Genomic DNA, 17,548 nt, shown 5'->3' on the forward strand with positions numbered 1-17,548 from the left:
TATTTATAGCCTTTGTCCACTAAGGATGGCAAGTAGGGGGCGTATGGTTATTGAGGCTCAGGTTTTGGTTTCAAATAACGGCTTTACGCCGCCTTGAGGAACACGGGCGCGATTTTCCTCCACCTCACTTAAGGCGACTGCCGGTTTCATGCTTTTTAACGAGCGAATGGTCAAATCCTGATATTCTTTCGTGCCTGCCTGCTTCCATGCGAATTCCTCATCAGACAGTTGGCGCATGACCTTGGCAGGCATCCCCCCAATCAAGGTCCGACGATCAAATTTCATCCCGGCGCGCACAAAGGCGGAGGCCGCAACAATACATTCCGGCCCAATGACCGCCCCATCCATAATGACCGCATTCATCCCAACCAGCGCATCTTCCCCAATCACGCAGCCGTGCAAGACCGCGCCATGGCCGATATGCCCGTTTTTCTCCACCACCGTATCGGTGCCCGGAAAACCGTGCATGACGCAAGTATCCTGAATGTTGGATCCTTCTTCCAGAACCAACCGTCCAAAGTCCCCGCGCAAACAACAGGCAGGCCCCACATAAACACCGGGGCCGACAATAACATCCCCGATCAAAATCGCATCGGGATGAACAAAAGCCGTTTTATCGATAACGGGGACAATACCGTCAATCTCATACACTTTGGGGGACATGGACATCAAATTTCACCTTTATATAAAAAAGCAAGCCCCTACTTTATGCAGGAGCTTGCCGTTTAAAAGAAGTAAACAATTGTTAACGACGGCTCTGCATCACACGGAAGCGACCGGACACAAAATGCCCATCGGTCAATGCCGCGTTTGCCGCAGGGTTTGCCCCCGTTGCATGGAAGTCAGAAAATGCCGCCGACTGATTAACGAACACGCCGCCCGTCAGGTTGATCGACAGATTAACGCCAGCGTCCAACGCGGCTTCTTCCACCGCTTCAATCACGTCTTCATGTTTGGAATACATCCCCAGCGTGATCGCGCCATTTTCACGGATCGTCTGGGTCATTTTGGCGATACTGTCATTGGTATCTTCTGTTGCAATCAAAAAGACAATGGGGCCGAACAGTTCTTCACGATATTTATCGACCTCTTTACCATCCACCTTGATCAACACAGGCGTATGACATTTGATCCCTTTAAACATCGGGTGATCAATCTCTGTGGTGTCCAGCACCACGTCGCCCAGCTTCTTCGCCTCTTCCATACGATCCAAGATCGCTTTGTTCTGGATCGCGCCCAAAACCTCGACCGCACGCTCCGGCACGCTCAGGAACTTTTCAACGCCTGTCGCAATGGCTTTGGCGACATCATCAAAGCTCATATTCTCGCCATTTACATCAATTCCCCCCTTCGGGATAAAGATGTTCTGCGGGGTCGTGCACATCTGACCGGAATAAAGCGAGAAGGTGAAAGACAAATTGCGCGCAATGCCCTTAATGTCGTCAAAATCATCAATAATGACGGCGTTCACGCCTGCTTTTTCCGTATAGACTTCGGCTTGCTTGGCGTTGTCTTCCAGCCAGTTGCCAAATTCGCTGGAACCCGTAAAGTCAATGATCTTGGTGTCTTCATGCAAGGCAAATTCTTTGGTGATCGGTGCCTCTAGCGTATCGACAGCCAAGCAGACAAGGTTCGGATCAATCCCGACTTCGCTCAAGACCTCGCGGATGACCCGCACCGTAAGCGCCAACGGCAAGACCGCGCGCGGGTGCGGCTTGACGATCACCGCATTGCCGGTGACGAGGGAGGCAAACAGCCCCGGATAGCCATTCCATGTCGGGAAGGTCGCACATCCCACCATCAAGGCCACACCGCGGCCAACAGCGGTAAATTTCTTTTTCATCTCCAGCGGATCATGCTTGCCTTGTGGCTTGATCCAGTCCACTGTTTCAGGGTGACGCATCTGTTCACTATAACCGTAGGCCACCGCTTCAAGGCCACGGTCCTGGGCGTGCGCCCCACCGGCCTGAAACGCCATCATGAACGCCTGCCCTGTCGTGTGCATGACGGAAAAAGCGATCTCAAAGCTCATGGCGTTCAAACGCTCCAGCACTTCCATACAGACGCCTGCACGTCCTTGGGGGCCGAGCTTGCGCCAGGCAGGCATCGCTGCTTTTGCTGCCGTCATCATCGCGTCCACATCAGGGGCGGGATATTTAACGTTAAGCGCCACGCCAAAGGGGCCATCTTCTGCGCCGATCCACGCCCCGCTTGTCGGCTGATCGATCTCAAAGTTCTTCCCCAAATGGGACTGAAACGCCTTAATGCCATCGTCCTGCGCCGTTTCCCCATAGGTGCGCGGGCTCGGCATTTCTTTATAGCCGGACCAATAGCCGCGCGTCCCTGCTGCCGCAACGGCCTGTTCCAGCTTTTCGCGGTGGCGTTCAAATAAATCGTGGCTCATAATCTGTTCTTCCCTGTTTTATAGTATATCGTTTTTGGTGCGCGCTTATAAAAGCGTCAGCCATTCTTTTACCCAGTCGATGGCTTCTTCATCAGGCAGCGGTTGCGTGCAGGCATCCACTTCCAGACGATCGCCAACACGTTTTGCCCCGCAGGCCGCAAAAATATCGTCCATATCCTTACCCGCCTTGCAGAACGTGTCAGAATAGGTCTGATCCCCCAGCGCAATGACGCCATACTTCATATGTGACAGATCGGGTTTTTCCTGCTCCATCGCCTCAAACAGCGGGATGATATTGTCTGGCAACTCCCCCAGTCCGTGGGTGGAACAGCTGATAATCACGGTTTCGTGCCCGTCCAGGACGGCAAGGCCGTCATCAAACTCTTCGATAATCTCTACATCATGATCAAGACGGCTCAGTTCATCATTCAACGCTTCCCCAACCATTTGGGCGTTGCCGGATTCAGTACCTACAAAAATGACGATGTCGGTCATGGTTTTACTCGTTCTTTTTCGTTTTTAACCTGTGTTTCCCCAAACCGACCGACCGTGCAACGTTAGCCTGAATGAGAACCCTGTTTATTTCTTTTAACATTATTGTTTGAACATTTCTAATTTTTTTGATACTAAATTTATAGAAAGTTGTCTAGTTTTGTATCGTATTAAAAATACAAACCTTAAAAGACCTATAAAAAAGATGCCTTTGACAGTGAGGAAACCATGGCGAAGAACGAAGATGCCTTGTTGGCACGCATTGCAAATAAAGAAAAACTGACCGCTGCTGACGATCTAAGCCCCGGATATCGTGGGGAATTGCGCCGTTTGATGGTGGCCTTTGTGGATAGTGAGCTTGCCGGGGCCGCAGGTTTCGTAGACACCATCAACAAAGCACCGGGCATGCGCGAACGCTGCACAGCGGCGCGAATCGTCTCGGAAAAGTTCGATCACGCCCAACAGGTCCTGAGCCTGCTGGAAGAGTTTGGCGTCAACACCGACCTTTATGTCCAGTCCCACCCTTGGGATGCGCGCCTGTCACGCACACTGGATCTGGGCAACCGTCGCATTGGCGGGGACAAACGCTTAAATGTCCTGCACTACCCTTATGAAGGATGGCTCGATAGCGTGGTCATGAACATGCTGATGGGCCTTGCCTCTTCCATTCAGTTAGAAGAACTGTCGCACTGTTCCTACACGCCGCTCTCGTCCGTCATGGGGCAAATTTCTGCACGCGAAGGCGAACATGCGGAACTGGGGCGCAAAGGCCTGACCAAGGCGCTTGAAAACGGCTACAGCCTTGAAGCTGCCCAAGCCAGCGTCGATTACTGGTACCCCCGCGTCGCCGCCACATTTGGCAGCAGCGATTCGCAACGTTTTGATCAAGCCAAAGCCTATGGATTGCGCAAAACACCCAATGCCGACCTGTTGGCAAAGTGGGAAACCCGCATCGCCGAGCAACTCGCCCGCATTGGGTTGGAAGCACGCACCGCATAACTTATCACTTTCAAAAGATACTATTAATTTTCTGTATCACTTTAAAGGTTAGACTGATCGTTAGCTCACCCGTTTTGCCGATTGGCAAGGCAACGCAAGCCTCAGCCCCTTTTTGAAAAATACGTAACCCCACAGTCAAGGGACATTAAACATGACATTCAACACCATCTTGTTTGAGAAAAAAGACGGCTACGCCAAAATCACCCTCAACCGTCCAGACGTGCTCAACAGCTTTAATGAAGAGATGCACCTTGAACTACGTGACGCCCTAAACGGCTGTCAAAAAGACGATCAGGTGCGCGCGATTTTGCTGGCAGCCTCAGGCCGTGGTTTTTGTGCGGGCCAAGACCTTGGGGATCGCGCCGTGCAAGGCGGCGAAGGTCCGCGCGACCTGTCCCAAACCATCGAGAAATTCTATAACCCGCTGGTCCGCCAGATCCAAGCCATCGACAAGCCCGTAATCTGCGCCGTCAACGGTGTCGCCGCAGGGGCCGGGGCCAACATCGCCTTGGCCTGTGACATTGTTTATGCCGCAAAATCCGCTAGCTTCATTCAAGCCTTTTGCAAGATCGGGCTAATCCCGGACAGTGGCGGCACATGGGCGCTCCCTAACCTCGTCGGCATGGCGCGTGCCAAAGCCCTTGCCATACTGGGCGATAAAATCAGCGCGGAACAGGCCGCCGATTGGGGCATGATCTGGAAGTGTGTCGATGATGACGCTTTGGTCACGCAAACTGAAACACTTTGTGCCCAACTCGCCCAACAAGCCACCTTTGGTCTGGGCCTGATCAAACGGGCCATGAACGCCGCGCCGACCAACACGTTGGATCAACAGCTTGATTTAGAACGTGACTTACAGAAGCTGGCAGGGTTTAGTGAGGATTACAAAGAGGGGGTATCTGCCTTCCTTGAAAAACGTAAACCAAACTTCACAGGTAAATAAATGTCAGCTCTTTCCACATCAGAAACAATCGCAGTCATCGGCGCAGGCACTATGGGGGCAGGGATCGCACAGGTCGCCGCAAATGCGGGCCATCCGGTCCTGTTGTTTGATGCCCAAGACGGTGCGGCCCAAAAAGGATGGGACGCCACCGCCAAAGGGCTGGATCGTCTGGTTGCAAAGGGAAAGATCAGCCAACAAGACAAAGACGACCTGATGGCGCGTATCCAGATTGTCAAGGATCTGTCAGACCTCGCCCCCGCCAAGCTGGTTGTCGAAGCCATCGTGGAAAATCTCGAAATTAAGCAATCCGTCTTTGCCCAACTGGAAGATATTTGCGCCGGAGATACCATTCTTGCTTCTAATACATCGTCCATCTCATTAACGCAAATTGGGGCAAAACTTAAAGATTCCAGTCGTTTAGTCGGCATGCACTTTTTCAACCCCGCCCCTGTGATGAAGTTGGTCGAGGTCATCTCCGGCCTAACAACTTCAAATGAAGTTGCACGTTGCGTTTACGAAACATCTTTGGCGTGGGGCAAAAAACCGGTCCATGCCAAATCCACACCGGGCTTTATCGTCAACCGCGTTGCGCGTCCCTTTTACGCCGAGGCGCTGCGCATCCTTGAAGAAGGCGGTGCGGATTGTGCCAGCATTGATGCAGTGATTAAACGATCCGGCGGCTTTAAAATGGGACCGTTTGAACTGATGGACCTGATCGGACATGACGTCAATTATGCCGTCACCACCTCTGTCTGGTCCGCCTTTTACCATGATCCCCGCTTCCTGCCGTCTTTGGTGCAAAAAGAACGGGTCGATGGCGGGCTGTTGGGCCGAAAGTCCGGACGCGGTTTTTATGACTATAGCATTGACGCGGACCTTCCCGGCCCGACCATTGCCGCGCAGGGGTTCCCCCCTGCCAAGATCATTGTGGAAGGTCATATGGGCCCAGCCGAAGCCTTGGTGGATCGCATGATTGATGCGGGTCTGGACGTGGTGAGATTGGACGAAGACGACAGCGTCCTTGATCGCATCACTGTCGGGCACACCCACCTGATGCTCACCCCCGGCGGGTTGGCAAGCGAGCTGGAAGCAAGCCTGCCGTTTGAGGAAGAGAATGAAGCCTTGGTCCTGTTTGACCTGTCCATTGATTATGCCAACACAAACCTGATCGCGATTGCCCCCAGTGACACGGCCGATGAAGAACATATCAGCGAAGCCTGCGGTGTCTTTCAGGCCATTGGCATGGATGTCTGCGTCCTTGATGATATCCCCGGCCTGATCAATGCGCGCACCATCGCCATGATCGTCAATGAAGCGGCAGACACGGTCAACAAACAGGTCTGCACCGTCAAGGATGTGGACCTTGCCATGCAAAATGGCGTCAACTACCCCAAAGGCCCGCTGACTTGGGCTGATGAAATCGGGCCGGATTATATCTCGGCTGTAATAGAAAATCTCGGGCGCACCTATGGGGAAGATCGCTATCGTGTCTCCCCGCTGCTGCGCCGTAAAATTAGCGCGAGGATGTACTTCCATGAATGATCTCAGCCCCCAAAAGATGGCAGAAGGCACCCGCGATGCCATGTATGAAAATGATTTCAAGCTGCATGACATGGGCATCCAGATCACCGAAATCGCGCCCGGCTACGCCAAGGCAACCATGACCGTGACAAAACCCATGTTAAACGGTCATGGCATGACCCACGGCGGCAGCACGTTCAGCCTTGCAGACACCGCCTTTGCCTATGCCTGCAACACACATAACAAAGTCACGGTGGCTTCGGGCTGCGACATTACCTTTTCAGCCCCGTCCAAAGAAGGCGATGTGCTGACAGCCGTGGCGAAAGAAACCATTCTCATGGGACGATCCGGCATTTATGACGTCACCGTTACCCGTCAGGACGGACAGGTTGTCGCCCTGTTCCGTGGTCGCTCCCGCACCATTTCAGGGGAAGTGATAAAACATGACTGAGGCTTATATTATTGATGCCATCCGCACACCTATCGGTCGTTACGCAGGCGGTCTGTCCAGCGTCCGTGCTGACGATCTGGGGGCAATCCCGATTAAAGAGCTAATGAAGCGCAATCCAGATGTCACCTGGGAGACGGTCGATGACGTGATCTATGGCTGCGCTAACCAAGCCGGCGAAGATAACCGCAATGTGGCACGCATGTCTTCCCTGCTGGCGGGCCTGCCGATCACCGTCCCCGGCACCACCATCAACCGCCTGTGCGGCTCCGGCATGGATGCGGTGGGTTTGGCGGCACGTTCCCTCAAAGCGGGGGACTGCGATCTGATAATTGCAGGTGGCGTGGAAAGCATGTCGCGCGCCCCCTTTGTCATGCCCAAAGCCGACAGCGCCTTTTCGCGCAGCAATGCGGTCTATGACACGACCATTGGCTGGCGCTTCGTCAACAAACTGATGGAAAAACAATTCGGTATCGATTCAATGCCCGAAACGGCAGAAAATGTTGCCGAAGACTATAACGTTTCGCGGGCGGATCAAGATGCCTTTGCGCTACGTTCCCAACAAAAAACCAAGGCCGCGCAGGAAAATGGTCGCCTTGCTCAAGAGATCGTGCCCGTCACCATCCCTCAACGCAAAGGGGAGCCCAAGATCATCGCGGCTGATGAACATCCACGCGCCGATACGACCCTTGAAACTCTGTCCGGCCTACGCGCCCCGTTTCGTGACGGCGGCAGTGTGACAGCGGGCAATGCGTCTGGCGTCAATGACGGGGCTTGCGCCTTATTGCTCGCCTCCAGCGCAACCGGATTAAAGCCGCGTGCCCGTGTGGTCGCCATGGCAACCGCCGGGGTGGAACCGCGCATCATGGGTATTGGTCCTGCGCCTGCCACACAAAAAGTGCTCGCCAAAGCAGGTCTCAGCCTCGCGGATATGGATGTGATTGAACTCAATGAGGCCTTTGCCTCCCAAGGGCTTGCGGTCTTGCGCGAGCTGGGATTGGACGATGATGATCCGCGCGTCAACCCCAACGGCGGGGCCATTGCCCTTGGCCACCCCTTGGGCATGAGTGGCGCCCGCCTGATCACGACAGCGCTTTATGAACTGGAACACCAGCAAAAGCGCTATGCGCTGTGCACCATGTGCATTGGCGTCGGACAAGGCATCGCAACAATTATTGAAAGAATTTAAAATATAAAACAAACTCTAAAAGAGAAAACAGGGAAGTCTGGGAGGACACCAAAAAATGCAACATACCGATATCCCCTTGCGCGGGGAGCTGGAACCGATCGAAACAGCAAGCATCGATGAATTGCGCAGCTTGCAACTGAAGCGGATGAAATGGTCGCTGGAACATGCCTATCAAAATGTCTCCTATTATCGTGCCAAATGTCAGGATGCGATGGTCCACCCCGACGATCTGCAACATCTCGATGACCTGTCCAAGTTCCCCTTCACCACAAAAGAAGATTTGCGCAAAGCCTACCCCTTTGACAGTTTTGCCGTCCCGATGGAAGAAGTCGTGCGCGTCCATGCCTCCAGCGGCACCACGGGCAAGCCAACTGTTGTGGGCTACACCAAACAAGACCTGAAGGTCTGGGCACGTGTGGTGGCACGCTCCCTTCGCGCAGCAGGCGTCAATCACCATGACCGTGTCCATGTGTCTTATGGCTACGGCCTGTTTACCGGGGGTCTGGGCGCACATTATGGCGCAGAAGAATTGGGCTGTACCGTTATCCCCATGTCCGGTGGTCAGACGGAAAAGCAGGTCCAGCTGATCCGCGACTTTGACCCGGATGTCATCATGGTAACCCCATCTTACATGCTGGTGCTTGCCGATGAAATGGAAGCCCAAGGCCTAGACCCGCGCGAGATCAAACTACGCTGCGGTATCTTTGGGGCGGAACCCTGGACCAATAAAATGCGCGACGAAATGGAAGCCCGTCTAGGGATTGACTGTCTGGATATTTACGGCCTCTCGGAAGTGATCGGCCCCGGTGTTGCCCAAGAATGTCTGGAAACCAAAGATGGCCCGACCATCTGGGAAGATCACTTTTACCCCGAGATCGTGGACACAGAACTCAACCCCATCGCGGACGGCGAAATGGGCGAGCTGGTCTTTACATCGCTGACTAAAGAAGCCATGCCGGTCTTTCGATATCGCACCAAAGATTTAACCCGCTTGCTGCCGGGCACCGCGCGTACCATGCGCCGATTTGACAAAATCACCGGGCGTAGCGATGACATGATGATCATTCGCGGGGTCAACGTCTTCCCCAGCCAGATCGAAGAACAGGTGCTGCGCGATGAACGTCTCAGCCCGCATTACCACCTGATCCTGTCGCGCGAAGGCCATCTGGATAAGCTGGCCGTCCAAGTGGAACGCCGCGAAGCCGGACAAGCCAAGGACGAGGAAATTAAGAAAAACCTCGCCCATCACATCAAGTCCTTCATCGGGATTTCCACCAAGATCGAAGTCTTGGAACCCGGCGCCATCCCACGCTCGCAAGGCAAAGCGGTGCGCGTCACCGACAACCGACCCAAAGAATAGCAATACCTCTATTCACTCTCCTGCCCTTCCGTTTGCACACACAGACGGAAGGGATTTTTTTGCCCTAACGTCTTGTCGAAAGAACCCACACAGCTATGCTCATCAGAGCGCAATAGCCAACAACAGGCCATGCTGTTTGCAATGGCAGCAGGATTAACATAACGGTACCCACTCCCCCCAACAAAACACCGCCAAGGCAAAAATAAAGCGCTGTCACTGATCCGGCGATATGGTCAAATCCCGCCAGCGCACCATTTGGGGCAACGGACATACAGATCGAAATCCCTATACCGATCCCCCACATCGGCACAATAAACCCCACCGGACTTTGCGGCATATAAATTTCCCCAAAAGCCAACAGAATGGCCCCGCCCATCAAACAAACCATGCCCAATTGCAGCGTCTTTCGTCGCTCCCAATAGCGCAACCTCCCTACCAAAAAGCGCGAAGACACCATCATGGACACAGCCACACTTGCAAACAAGACGCTAAACTGCACTTGATCCAGCCCTTGGCGCTCCATCATTAGACCCGGCGCAACCGAGAAAAACACAAAGAAGCTCCCCATGCCCGCGCTATAGCACAAGCTATAAAGCCAAAATCGCTTGCTCCTTAGTGGACCGACCAGATGAGCAAATCTAAAGCCTGTTGACGATTTCGAGCACGTCTCAGGCCACAAGAAAAAGGCGGCAAGACAAGCAAGGACCATCGAAGCCCCCAAACTGAAAAAGATCGCTCGCCAGCCAAAATACACATCAATCAACGCCCCCAGCAACGGCCCCACGGCAGGGACCATTGCTAACATGGACCCTAACAACCCATAAATGATCTGACTTTCCGCTCGGGTTGCATACACATCACGCACCGTCGCAAACAAAGCGACAAGGCAAGCCGATGCCCCGCAAGCCTGCAAAAGACGCACCCCCAAAAAGACCTCAATGGATGACGTCAACGCCAGCCCTAATGCCGAGACGCCATAAATCACGCCGCCGATCAACAAGATAGGCCGCCGCCCAAACCTGTCTGAAAGTGGCCCAAACAAAAGTTGCCCTCCCCCAATCAACACCAAATACAGCGTCAAGGTCATCTGAACAACCGAATGTGTCGTCGACAGTGCCACGGGCATTAAAGGGACAACGGGCAGATACATATCCATCCCAAGGGAGGCAAGTAAATCAAAAGGGGTGAATAAAAGCAAAGTGGCACCAAGCGAATAATGCCAACCGTCAGTTTTTGGACGCACGCTATCGTCTCCTAAATAAGTAAGAATTTAGGACGTTCAAAAACGGTCATGTGAGTGAGTAAGTGAATGAACGCCGCAACAATTAACAAAAATCGTTACGGCTTATTTGACTGCTTTCTTGGACATACCGACATCAGTTCAAAATGAAACACAGTTCAGCTTTAACAAACCAGAACATCTATTGCCACAAAAAAAGCCGGACGCCCTGTTTTGACAAGGGTCCGGCCAAGGTATGCTGCCATGGAAGGCTTAGCTCTCGACAGCACTAGGAAAAAATTATCGGTTACGCCCGCCGCCTAGCCCGATCGGGGCTGGTGCTAAAAATGTGATGTCAGACAGGAGTTTACGAAACTTGCTTTTCGGCACATCGCCAAACAGCGGGTCTTCGTTTTGATTAAAGGCCGCGTCAATCGGGGCCCAATCTTCTTCGCTCAAGACCCGTTCTGCCAAGGGCATGATCACGTGATCTTCCAGCTTCATATGTTCGCGGTGGGCCTGTAAATAATCTTTCATGGCATCAATCACTTTTTCCACCTGACCGGGGTGACGGTCTTTCATGGCCTGAATGTGGACTTCCAGTTTTTTACGGTTCGCGATGCCCCTGCGGTGCTGTTCTTCCAGTTCCAAAATCACCTCGTTGGCTTCTGAGGTCTTTTTCAACAGCGCCGGAAACAGGTATTTATCCTCTTTCGGGTGATGCATGGTATCGGAAAATTCCTCAATATAGGTCATGATCTTTTCAAACAGGTCATAATCTACATCATCTGAGCGTAAACGCCCCGATTCAAGGTCCAGAACCAACTGGTTCAGGACATGTAATACTGAATTCAGGCTCAAATGTTCCCGCTTCATGATCTCTAATGCTCTGGGCATGATCTTTACCTTTTCGCCAGTCTGTCAAATTGACATGTCATTTTCTTAAATCCCCAAATAGGCCGCTTTCACGGTGTCATCGTTCAGCAGGTTATCACCTGTGCCTGTCAGGGAGATTTTGCCGGTTTCCATCACGTAGCCACGATCTGCGACCCGCAAGGCGGCGGTTGCATTTTGCTCCACCAAAAAGATGGTCACGCCCTGCTCTTTTAACTCTTCAACGATGGAGAAAATTTCCATCACCAGAACGGGCGACAACCCCATAGAAGGCTCATCCAGCAACAATAATCGCGGGCGCGACATCAAGGCCCGCGCCATCGCCAGCATCTGCTGCTGACCACCAGACAACGTGCCTGCTGCTTGCTTGCGCTTTTCCTTTAAGATGGGGAAGCGGGCGTACATTTTTTCCATATCCTCAGCGATGGCGGCTTTATCAGACTTGGTAAAGGCGCCAAGGCGGATATTGTCTTCCACACTTAAGGCGGTGAAGACCTGCCGACCTTCCGGCACCTGAGCGATCTCCAGCCCGACACGTTTTTCCGCCGCCAGACCGGTGATGTTTTTGCCTTCAAAGGACACCGATCCCCCGCTTGCGGCTTGCAGACCGGAAATCGTGCGCAACAGCGTGGTTTTCCCCGCCCCGTTGCCGCCAACAAGGGCGACAAGCTCGCCTTCATTCACTTCCAGACTGACGCCGTGCAACGCCTGAATACGACCGTAATGACTGGTCAGATTTTCAATTTTCAACATCCCTTAGCCCCCCAGATACGCTGCAATCACATCGGGATTGTTGCGTACTTCCTGTGCGGTGCCTTCGGTTAATTTACGTCCATAATCCAGCACCAGAATATGATCGGAAATTTCCATCACCATCTTCATGTCATGTTCAACCAAAACAACGGTGATCCCGCGCTCGGCAACCTTTTTGATCACCTCATCAATCTCGCGACTTTCAGCCGGGTTCAAACCCGCTGCGGGTTCATCCAGCAACAGGATTTTCGGTTTAGAGGCCAGCGCGCGGGCAATTTCCAACCGCTTAAGCGCCCCATACGGCATCGAGTCCGTATCCGTATCGGCATAGTGACGCAAGCCCACAAAATCCAGCAACTCAAGGCAGGTTTCCCGACAATGACGATCCCCCTCCTTAATGGTCGGCAGACCAAAGAAAGAGGCAAAGAAGCCACGGTTCAAATGCAAATGCGCCCCGACCATGACATTTTCAATCGCCGTCATATTGAAGAAAATTTGCAGGTTCTGGAACGTGCGGCTCATGCCACGGGCGGCCAATTCATAAGATTTAAACCCTGTCACCCCTTCATTTTCATAAAGGACCGTCCCCGTTGTCGGCGTGTAAACTCCGGTGATCAGGTTAAACAGGGTTGTCTTACCCGCCCCGTTCGGCCCGATGATGGAATGGATCTTCCCCGGCTCGATCGTAAAGGACAAATCATCAATCGCCTTTACCCCACCAAACACGATGGACAGGTTATCGACTTTTAACAAGCTCATGACTTATCCCCCTTCTTGAACAGGTCCGCCAAGGTCGGCACCAGACCTTTGGGCAGGAAAATCATGGTCAGCATCAAAATCAGACCAAAGACCAGATGTTCAAAATCATGCAGGAAGGTCAGGACTTGCGGCAGGATCGTCAGGATCGCCGCCCCAACGACCGCGCCAAATGTAGACGCCATCCCGCCAAACACCACCATCACCACCAGTTCGATGGAATGGAAGAAGCCTGCAATATCAGGGGTGACGAAATTGGAATAATAAACACCCAAGCTGCCCACCACACTGGCAAACACACCGGAGACAACAAAGATCAGCACCTTATATTGGGTGGTGTCCACGCCGACGACTTCGGCGGCAACTTCCGATCCATGGACCGCGCGCAACGCCCGCCCGATGGGGGAATGGATAAGGTTAAGCGATGCCCAGACACTAAAGACCAACACCGCCCCGATCAGCCAGTACCAGTGGATTTGCGAGGTCATAAAGGACAGCCCATCCACATACATGCCATCCGGCCCGCCTGTCAGTTGATCTTCTGTATTGATGACGATGGAAATGATAATCCCCATCCCCAAAGTCGCCATCGCCAGATAATGGCCCTTGAGCTTAAGGATCGGGCGCGCAATGACAAAACATAAAACGCCGGTAAAGGTCGCCGCCGCCACCATGGACAACAGCGGGTCCCAGCCTTGATGGGCGGTTAAAATCGCACTGCCATAAGCACCAAGTCCGACAAACGCCCCATGTCCCAAACTAATCTGCCCAGCGTACCCGATCAGCAGATTAAGCCCGATACAGACAATCGCGTTAAAGAAAATCAGGATCGCGATTTCCACCTGAAAGGCGTTATCCAGAAAGGCAGGCAGTACCGCAATAATCGCCATTAAAATCAATAAACCGCCGGTTCTGGGTGATTTGAGTTTATCCATCACACACGCTCCGTTCCGGTTTTGCCAAACAAGCCGCTGGGTTTAAAGAACAACACCAGCAGGATCAGCACAAACGCAATCGCGTCCTTATATTCCGAAATCAGATACCCTGCGCCCATGGCTTCGGCGATGCCGACGATCATACCGCCCGCAACCGCCCCCATACCATTGCCCAATCCCCCAAGGATGGCAGCACAGAAGCCCTTTAGCCCCAACATGATCCCGGCTTCAAAGTTCGTCAGCGTGATCGGGGCGACCAGAATACCCGCTGCCGCGCCAAGGGCTGCAGATAGGCCAAAGCTGATAAACAGCACAAAGCGCACATTGATCCCCATCAACAGGGCGGCATCGCGATTAAGCGACGTTGCGATAATCGCCTTACCCATAATGGTTTTTTCAAAGAAGAAACGCAGTGCCAAGACCAACAAAACCGTCACACCCAAAACCCAAAGACTTTGTGGCAGGATGGTCGCGCCTGCGATGGTAATCGGCTCATCCCCACTAAAGGCAGGAATGGCATGAAATTCTTTTCCCCAGACCACTTGCACAAGGCCGCGCATAACAATGGACGCGCCAATGGTGATAATGATCAGGGTGACAACGGACGCGCCGCGCGCCGGTGCAATGGCAAATCGTTCCAGCCCGAAGCCGAACAGGGTCGTCAGCGCGATTGCAGCCAAAATCGCAACCGGCATTGGCAAGCCAAGACCCAAGAAAAAGACGGTTCCCATCCCCCCCATCATGACAAATTCCCCTTGGGCAAAATTGATCACGTGAGAAGCGTTGTAAATAATGGAAAAGCCAAGCCCGACAAGGGCATAGGTGGCTCCCAATGTTACACCGGAGAACAGAAATTGTAGAAACTCTGCGCTCATGTCTGACAAACTTTCTTGCAGATACAGTTTACCCATCATCCCTTTGCAACCGGCAAAAAGACCATCGGTATTTTAAAGAAGGCGGTAAAAAGAGCGGGAGCGCAGATCAAACTGCACCCCCGCATCTGGTTATCTTACGATTGACCAGTCACCGTCTTTGATTTCCAGCATTTTGAAGGCTGACAAATCAAGACCAAGGTGATCTTTTTCAGACATATTTACGACACCACCCGTTCCGATGTAGCCGCTTGTCTTTTCAATCTCGTTGCGCACCGCTTCTTTATCGGTAGAACCTGCACGAACCATCGCAGCAACCGCGATTTGCAGCCCGTCATACGCATGACCGCCAAAGGTGGAAACAGACCCGCCGTAGGCGTCAGAATAGGCAGCGGAATAGCCTTGAACCACCGGCTTTTGCGGATCGCTATCCGGCAACATATCGGCAACCAGCAAAGCTGCCGCCGGAAGGCGCACGCCCTCTGCCGCATCGCCTGCCAATTCAATAAACTTCTTAGAAGCCACGCCATGGGACTGATAGAGCGGCGCTGTCATGCCAAGCTGACGGTAGTTTTTCGTTACAATCGCCGGACCTTGACCAAAGCCTGTATTGACAACCGCCTGAATACCGTCCACGCCTTTGATTTTTGTCAGCTGCGCGGTCATGTCTGTATCTTTTGGACCATAAGATTCAGACGCTGCAATATTGATCTTATAGGCAGGTGCCAGTTTTGTACATTGCCCCTGCATCGACTTACCAAACCCCCCTGTACCGGAGATCAAGGCAATGGTCGTCAGGCCGCGGGATTGCAAATCTTCAAAGATTTTACCACAGGCCATTTTATCTGTATGAGGTGTTTTGAAGACCCACTTTTTGACAGGCTCAACAATCGCAACCGCACCGGCAAGCGAGATAAAGGGCACTTCGGCTTTTTCAACAATCGGCACCACTGCCATGGTCGCACCGGACGTAGAGCCGCCGATGATCACATCGACTTCATCCTGACTGACCAGACGCTTAACCGCCGTAATGGCTTTTTTGGAATCTACACCAACATCATATTGGACAAGCTCCAACTGACGCCCTAAAACGCCGCCGCCCTTGTTCAACTCCTCGATGTAAAGTTCCAGTGTTTTCAGTTCCGGATCCCCCAGAAAAGAAGCCGGACCCGTTACAGATAAAAATGTGCCGATCTTGATCGGGTCTGCCGCTTCTGCATTGGATGCAGACACCGCCAAAGCACCGGCAACCATCCCCAGTGCAACGAGTGATTTTTTTAGTCCTTTTTGACGTGAAGTCATAATTGTTTGCCTCCCAAAGACAATTTTGTTGAACATTTTTTAGTTCGAGCTTTTGCTCTTTTTATTTGTTTCAATTGAAACTAATTAAACCTGCATTATCCGTCAACCAAAAAACATGAGTTGGGGATAATACAGGTTGCGCCCCCTGTGTTAGGCCGCACGTGACATCAACATGGCTTGCACTTTTTCGCGTGCGTCACCAAAGTCTTCAACGCTGTGTTCGTAGCGGTCACGGGCAACAGCGTATTTTTCCACCAGATCGGTTTCAATCGCGCCGTTAAAGATGCTGACATGAAGGCGTTCGCATTCATCCAGGTAATGATCTGCCAACAATCTGATTTTCATATAGTCACACGCCGCCGTGCGAAGCTCTTCACTCAGGGCGTCATAAGACGGCACCTGCGCTTGCGGCAAAGGAAAATCACCGCGCAAGTGCTCCCACATTTCTGCCCAGTCGTCGCGGGTCTGGCCATCTTCAAAATGGGCATAACCGAACTTGGACAACACACTGCGACCGTTAGAAAATAGTTTGTTTGGTAGTTCCGGGATCATGCGAAACGCCTCCTTGTCTTTATTGTTTTACACAGCCGCTTTGGACACTTGAATATCCAGATCGGCGGCTTCGTAACCGACACGCATGTCATAATCAGCTTCCACGCCTTGCGGCATGTCCAGACCAACTTCTTTCAAGCGAGATTCCAAGAGTTCCAGATATTCTTCCTGCAGCTCTTCCGGCTTTTTAACCTTGATGCCGTATTCGTAGTATTTGTCGAACATGGCAGATTGCTTATCCCCCGGCTTGGACGGACGACCGTAGAACCCAAGACCGACTTTCATGAACTTTTCGATGCGCTTTTGCATAAATTCACGGGTTTCTTCCCCGCCAAATTCGATACAGCGTTTGGATGCCCAAACACCAAAAGCCAAATGGCCGTATTCTTCTTTATGGATACGCACATTCACACGCGCCCATGGCAGATACGAACATTCGCGGTACTGACCCAAAAACGCCACCGCAGCCGGGGTTACGACTGTGGAGAACAACGCCACATCTTCCCAGCATTCAAACAATTTCGACCAGTTTTCTTTACGAAAACCGTTGATCACTGTTACTTTTTGAGGGTCAGGATTGTTTGGATTTGTCACCAGTTCACGCAGACGCGCGTTTACATCCACCCCAAGGTCGGACATCAGGTTCCAGACATAATAGCCATGGCCCATTTCTTCCATTACCTTTTTCGACAAACGATAGGCTTCCTCCGGACGGGGCGCAAAACGCATATTTTCCGCCACACGTTGCGCACCGGCATATTCTGAATCCGCTTGAAAGCTCATCAGATTAAGTAAGAGCTTTTTATACTCTTCTGGCAACTCATCCCCTTTATCGTACGTCTTCCAATTAGCCATCTGTTTCCTCCAGCTGTTATTTCAAGATCGTCAGAGCGCTTGAAAATATTATAT

Annotated in this window: 18 protein-coding genes; 6 read left to right on the plus strand and 12 right to left on the minus strand. The window is 52.4% G+C overall.

Features of this window, described 5'->3' with window-relative positions; translation table 11 throughout:
- Positions 1-57 precede the first annotated feature (57 nt).
- From Q397_RS0109785 to Q397_RS0109795, 3 genes are all read right to left on the minus strand, one after another.
- Positions 58-669, minus strand: a complete 612-nt coding sequence (locus Q397_RS0109785; RefSeq protein WP_038013392.1) for a phenylacetic acid degradation protein PaaY — start codon at positions 667-669, stop codon at positions 58-60.
- 76 nt (positions 670-745) lie between these two features.
- The gene (gene paaN / locus Q397_RS0109790) at positions 746-2,404 is read right to left on the minus strand and encodes a phenylacetic acid degradation protein PaaN (RefSeq protein ID WP_028879268.1); all 1,659 of its coding nucleotides are present in this window, start codon (positions 2,402-2,404) and stop codon (positions 746-748) included.
- Between the two features lie 45 nt (positions 2,405-2,449).
- On the minus strand, positions 2,450-2,899 hold the full coding sequence (locus Q397_RS0109795) for a flavodoxin domain-containing protein (protein WP_028879269.1): 450 nt from the start codon (positions 2,897-2,899) through the stop codon (positions 2,450-2,452).
- Between the two features lie 225 nt (positions 2,900-3,124).
- Between Q397_RS0109795 and Q397_RS0109800 the strand changes: the two genes are divergently transcribed.
- The 6 genes from Q397_RS0109800 to paaK all read left to right on the plus strand — a co-directional run bounded on the left by Q397_RS0109800 (position 3,125) and on the right by paaK (position 9,356).
- A complete protein-coding gene (locus Q397_RS0109800; protein ID WP_051609897.1) occupies positions 3,125-3,895 on the plus strand; it encodes a Phenylacetic acid catabolic protein in 771 nt (256 codons plus the stop codon).
- 151 nt (positions 3,896-4,046) lie between these two features.
- A complete protein-coding gene (gene paaG, locus Q397_RS0109805) occupies positions 4,047-4,838 on the plus strand; it encodes a 2-(1,2-epoxy-1,2-dihydrophenyl)acetyl-CoA isomerase PaaG (protein WP_028879271.1) in 792 nt (263 codons plus the stop codon).
- Positions 4,839-6,380: a 3-hydroxyacyl-CoA dehydrogenase gene (locus Q397_RS0109810; protein ID WP_028879272.1), complete on the plus strand. Its 1,542-nt coding sequence runs from the start codon at positions 4,839-4,841 to the stop codon at positions 6,378-6,380. It abuts the gene before it with no gap.
- On the plus strand, positions 6,373-6,810 hold the full coding sequence (gene paaI / locus Q397_RS0109815) for a hydroxyphenylacetyl-CoA thioesterase PaaI (RefSeq protein WP_028879273.1): 438 nt from the start codon (positions 6,373-6,375) through the stop codon (positions 6,808-6,810). Before Q397_RS0109810 ends, paaI begins: the two co-directional genes overlap by 8 nt.
- Positions 6,803-7,996, plus strand: a complete 1,194-nt coding sequence (gene pcaF / locus Q397_RS0109820; protein WP_028879274.1) for a 3-oxoadipyl-CoA thiolase — start codon at positions 6,803-6,805, stop codon at positions 7,994-7,996. Before paaI ends, pcaF begins: the two co-directional genes overlap by 8 nt.
- Before the next feature lie 55 nt (positions 7,997-8,051).
- Positions 8,052-9,356: a phenylacetate--CoA ligase PaaK gene (paaK, locus tag Q397_RS0109825; protein ID WP_028879275.1), complete on the plus strand. Its 1,305-nt coding sequence runs from the start codon at positions 8,052-8,054 to the stop codon at positions 9,354-9,356.
- A 64-nt stretch (positions 9,357-9,420) separates the two neighbouring features.
- Here the strand turns inward: paaK and cml are convergent, their stop codons facing one another.
- The 9 genes from cml to Q397_RS0109870 all read right to left on the minus strand — a co-directional run bounded on the left by cml (position 9,421) and on the right by Q397_RS0109870 (position 17,494).
- Entirely contained in the window at positions 9,421-10,599 is a 1,179-nt protein-coding gene (gene cml / locus Q397_RS0109830) for a CmlA/FloR family chloramphenicol efflux MFS transporter (RefSeq protein ID WP_028879276.1), read from the minus strand.
- A gap of 276 nt (positions 10,600-10,875) precedes the next feature.
- Positions 10,876-11,472 (minus strand): hemerythrin domain-containing protein, encoded by a 597-nt coding sequence (locus Q397_RS0109835; protein ID WP_038013394.1) that lies wholly within the window; start codon positions 11,470-11,472, stop codon positions 10,876-10,878.
- Between the two features lie 45 nt (positions 11,473-11,517).
- The gene (locus tag Q397_RS0109840) at positions 11,518-12,222 is read right to left on the minus strand and encodes an ABC transporter ATP-binding protein (RefSeq protein WP_028879278.1); all 705 of its coding nucleotides are present in this window, start codon (positions 12,220-12,222) and stop codon (positions 11,518-11,520) included.
- A gap of 3 nt (positions 12,223-12,225) precedes the next feature.
- The gene (locus Q397_RS0109845; RefSeq protein WP_028879279.1) at positions 12,226-12,981 is read right to left on the minus strand and encodes an ABC transporter ATP-binding protein; all 756 of its coding nucleotides are present in this window, start codon (positions 12,979-12,981) and stop codon (positions 12,226-12,228) included.
- Positions 12,978-13,913: a branched-chain amino acid ABC transporter permease gene (locus Q397_RS0109850; RefSeq protein WP_028879280.1), complete on the minus strand. Its 936-nt coding sequence runs from the start codon at positions 13,911-13,913 to the stop codon at positions 12,978-12,980. Before Q397_RS0109850 ends, Q397_RS0109845 begins: the two co-directional genes overlap by 4 nt.
- Positions 13,913-14,788 carry a branched-chain amino acid ABC transporter permease gene (locus Q397_RS0109855; protein ID WP_028879281.1) on the minus strand — a complete coding sequence of 292 codons (876 nt, stop codon included), beginning with the start codon at positions 14,786-14,788 and terminating at the stop codon, positions 13,913-13,915. Before Q397_RS0109855 ends, Q397_RS0109850 begins: the two co-directional genes overlap by 1 nt.
- 129 nt (positions 14,789-14,917) lie before the next feature.
- Complete coding sequence (locus Q397_RS0109860; RefSeq protein WP_028879282.1) at positions 14,918-16,087, minus strand: ABC transporter substrate-binding protein; 1,170 nt, start codon at positions 16,085-16,087, stop codon at positions 14,918-14,920.
- A 150-nt stretch (positions 16,088-16,237) separates the two neighbouring features.
- Positions 16,238-16,639 (minus strand): hypothetical protein, encoded by a 402-nt coding sequence (locus Q397_RS0109865; protein ID WP_240475051.1) that lies wholly within the window; start codon positions 16,637-16,639, stop codon positions 16,238-16,240.
- 27 nt (positions 16,640-16,666) lie between these two features.
- Positions 16,667-17,494, minus strand: coding sequence for a Phenylacetic acid catabolic protein (locus Q397_RS0109870; protein WP_028879284.1), 828 nt, complete (start codon positions 17,492-17,494; stop codon positions 16,667-16,669).
- Between the last annotated feature and the right edge of the window lie 54 nt (positions 17,495-17,548).

The sequence above is a fragment of the Terasakiella pusilla DSM 6293 genome, assembly GCF_000688235.1.
Lineage (GTDB): Bacteria > Pseudomonadota > Alphaproteobacteria > Rhodospirillales > Terasakiellaceae > Terasakiella > Terasakiella pusilla.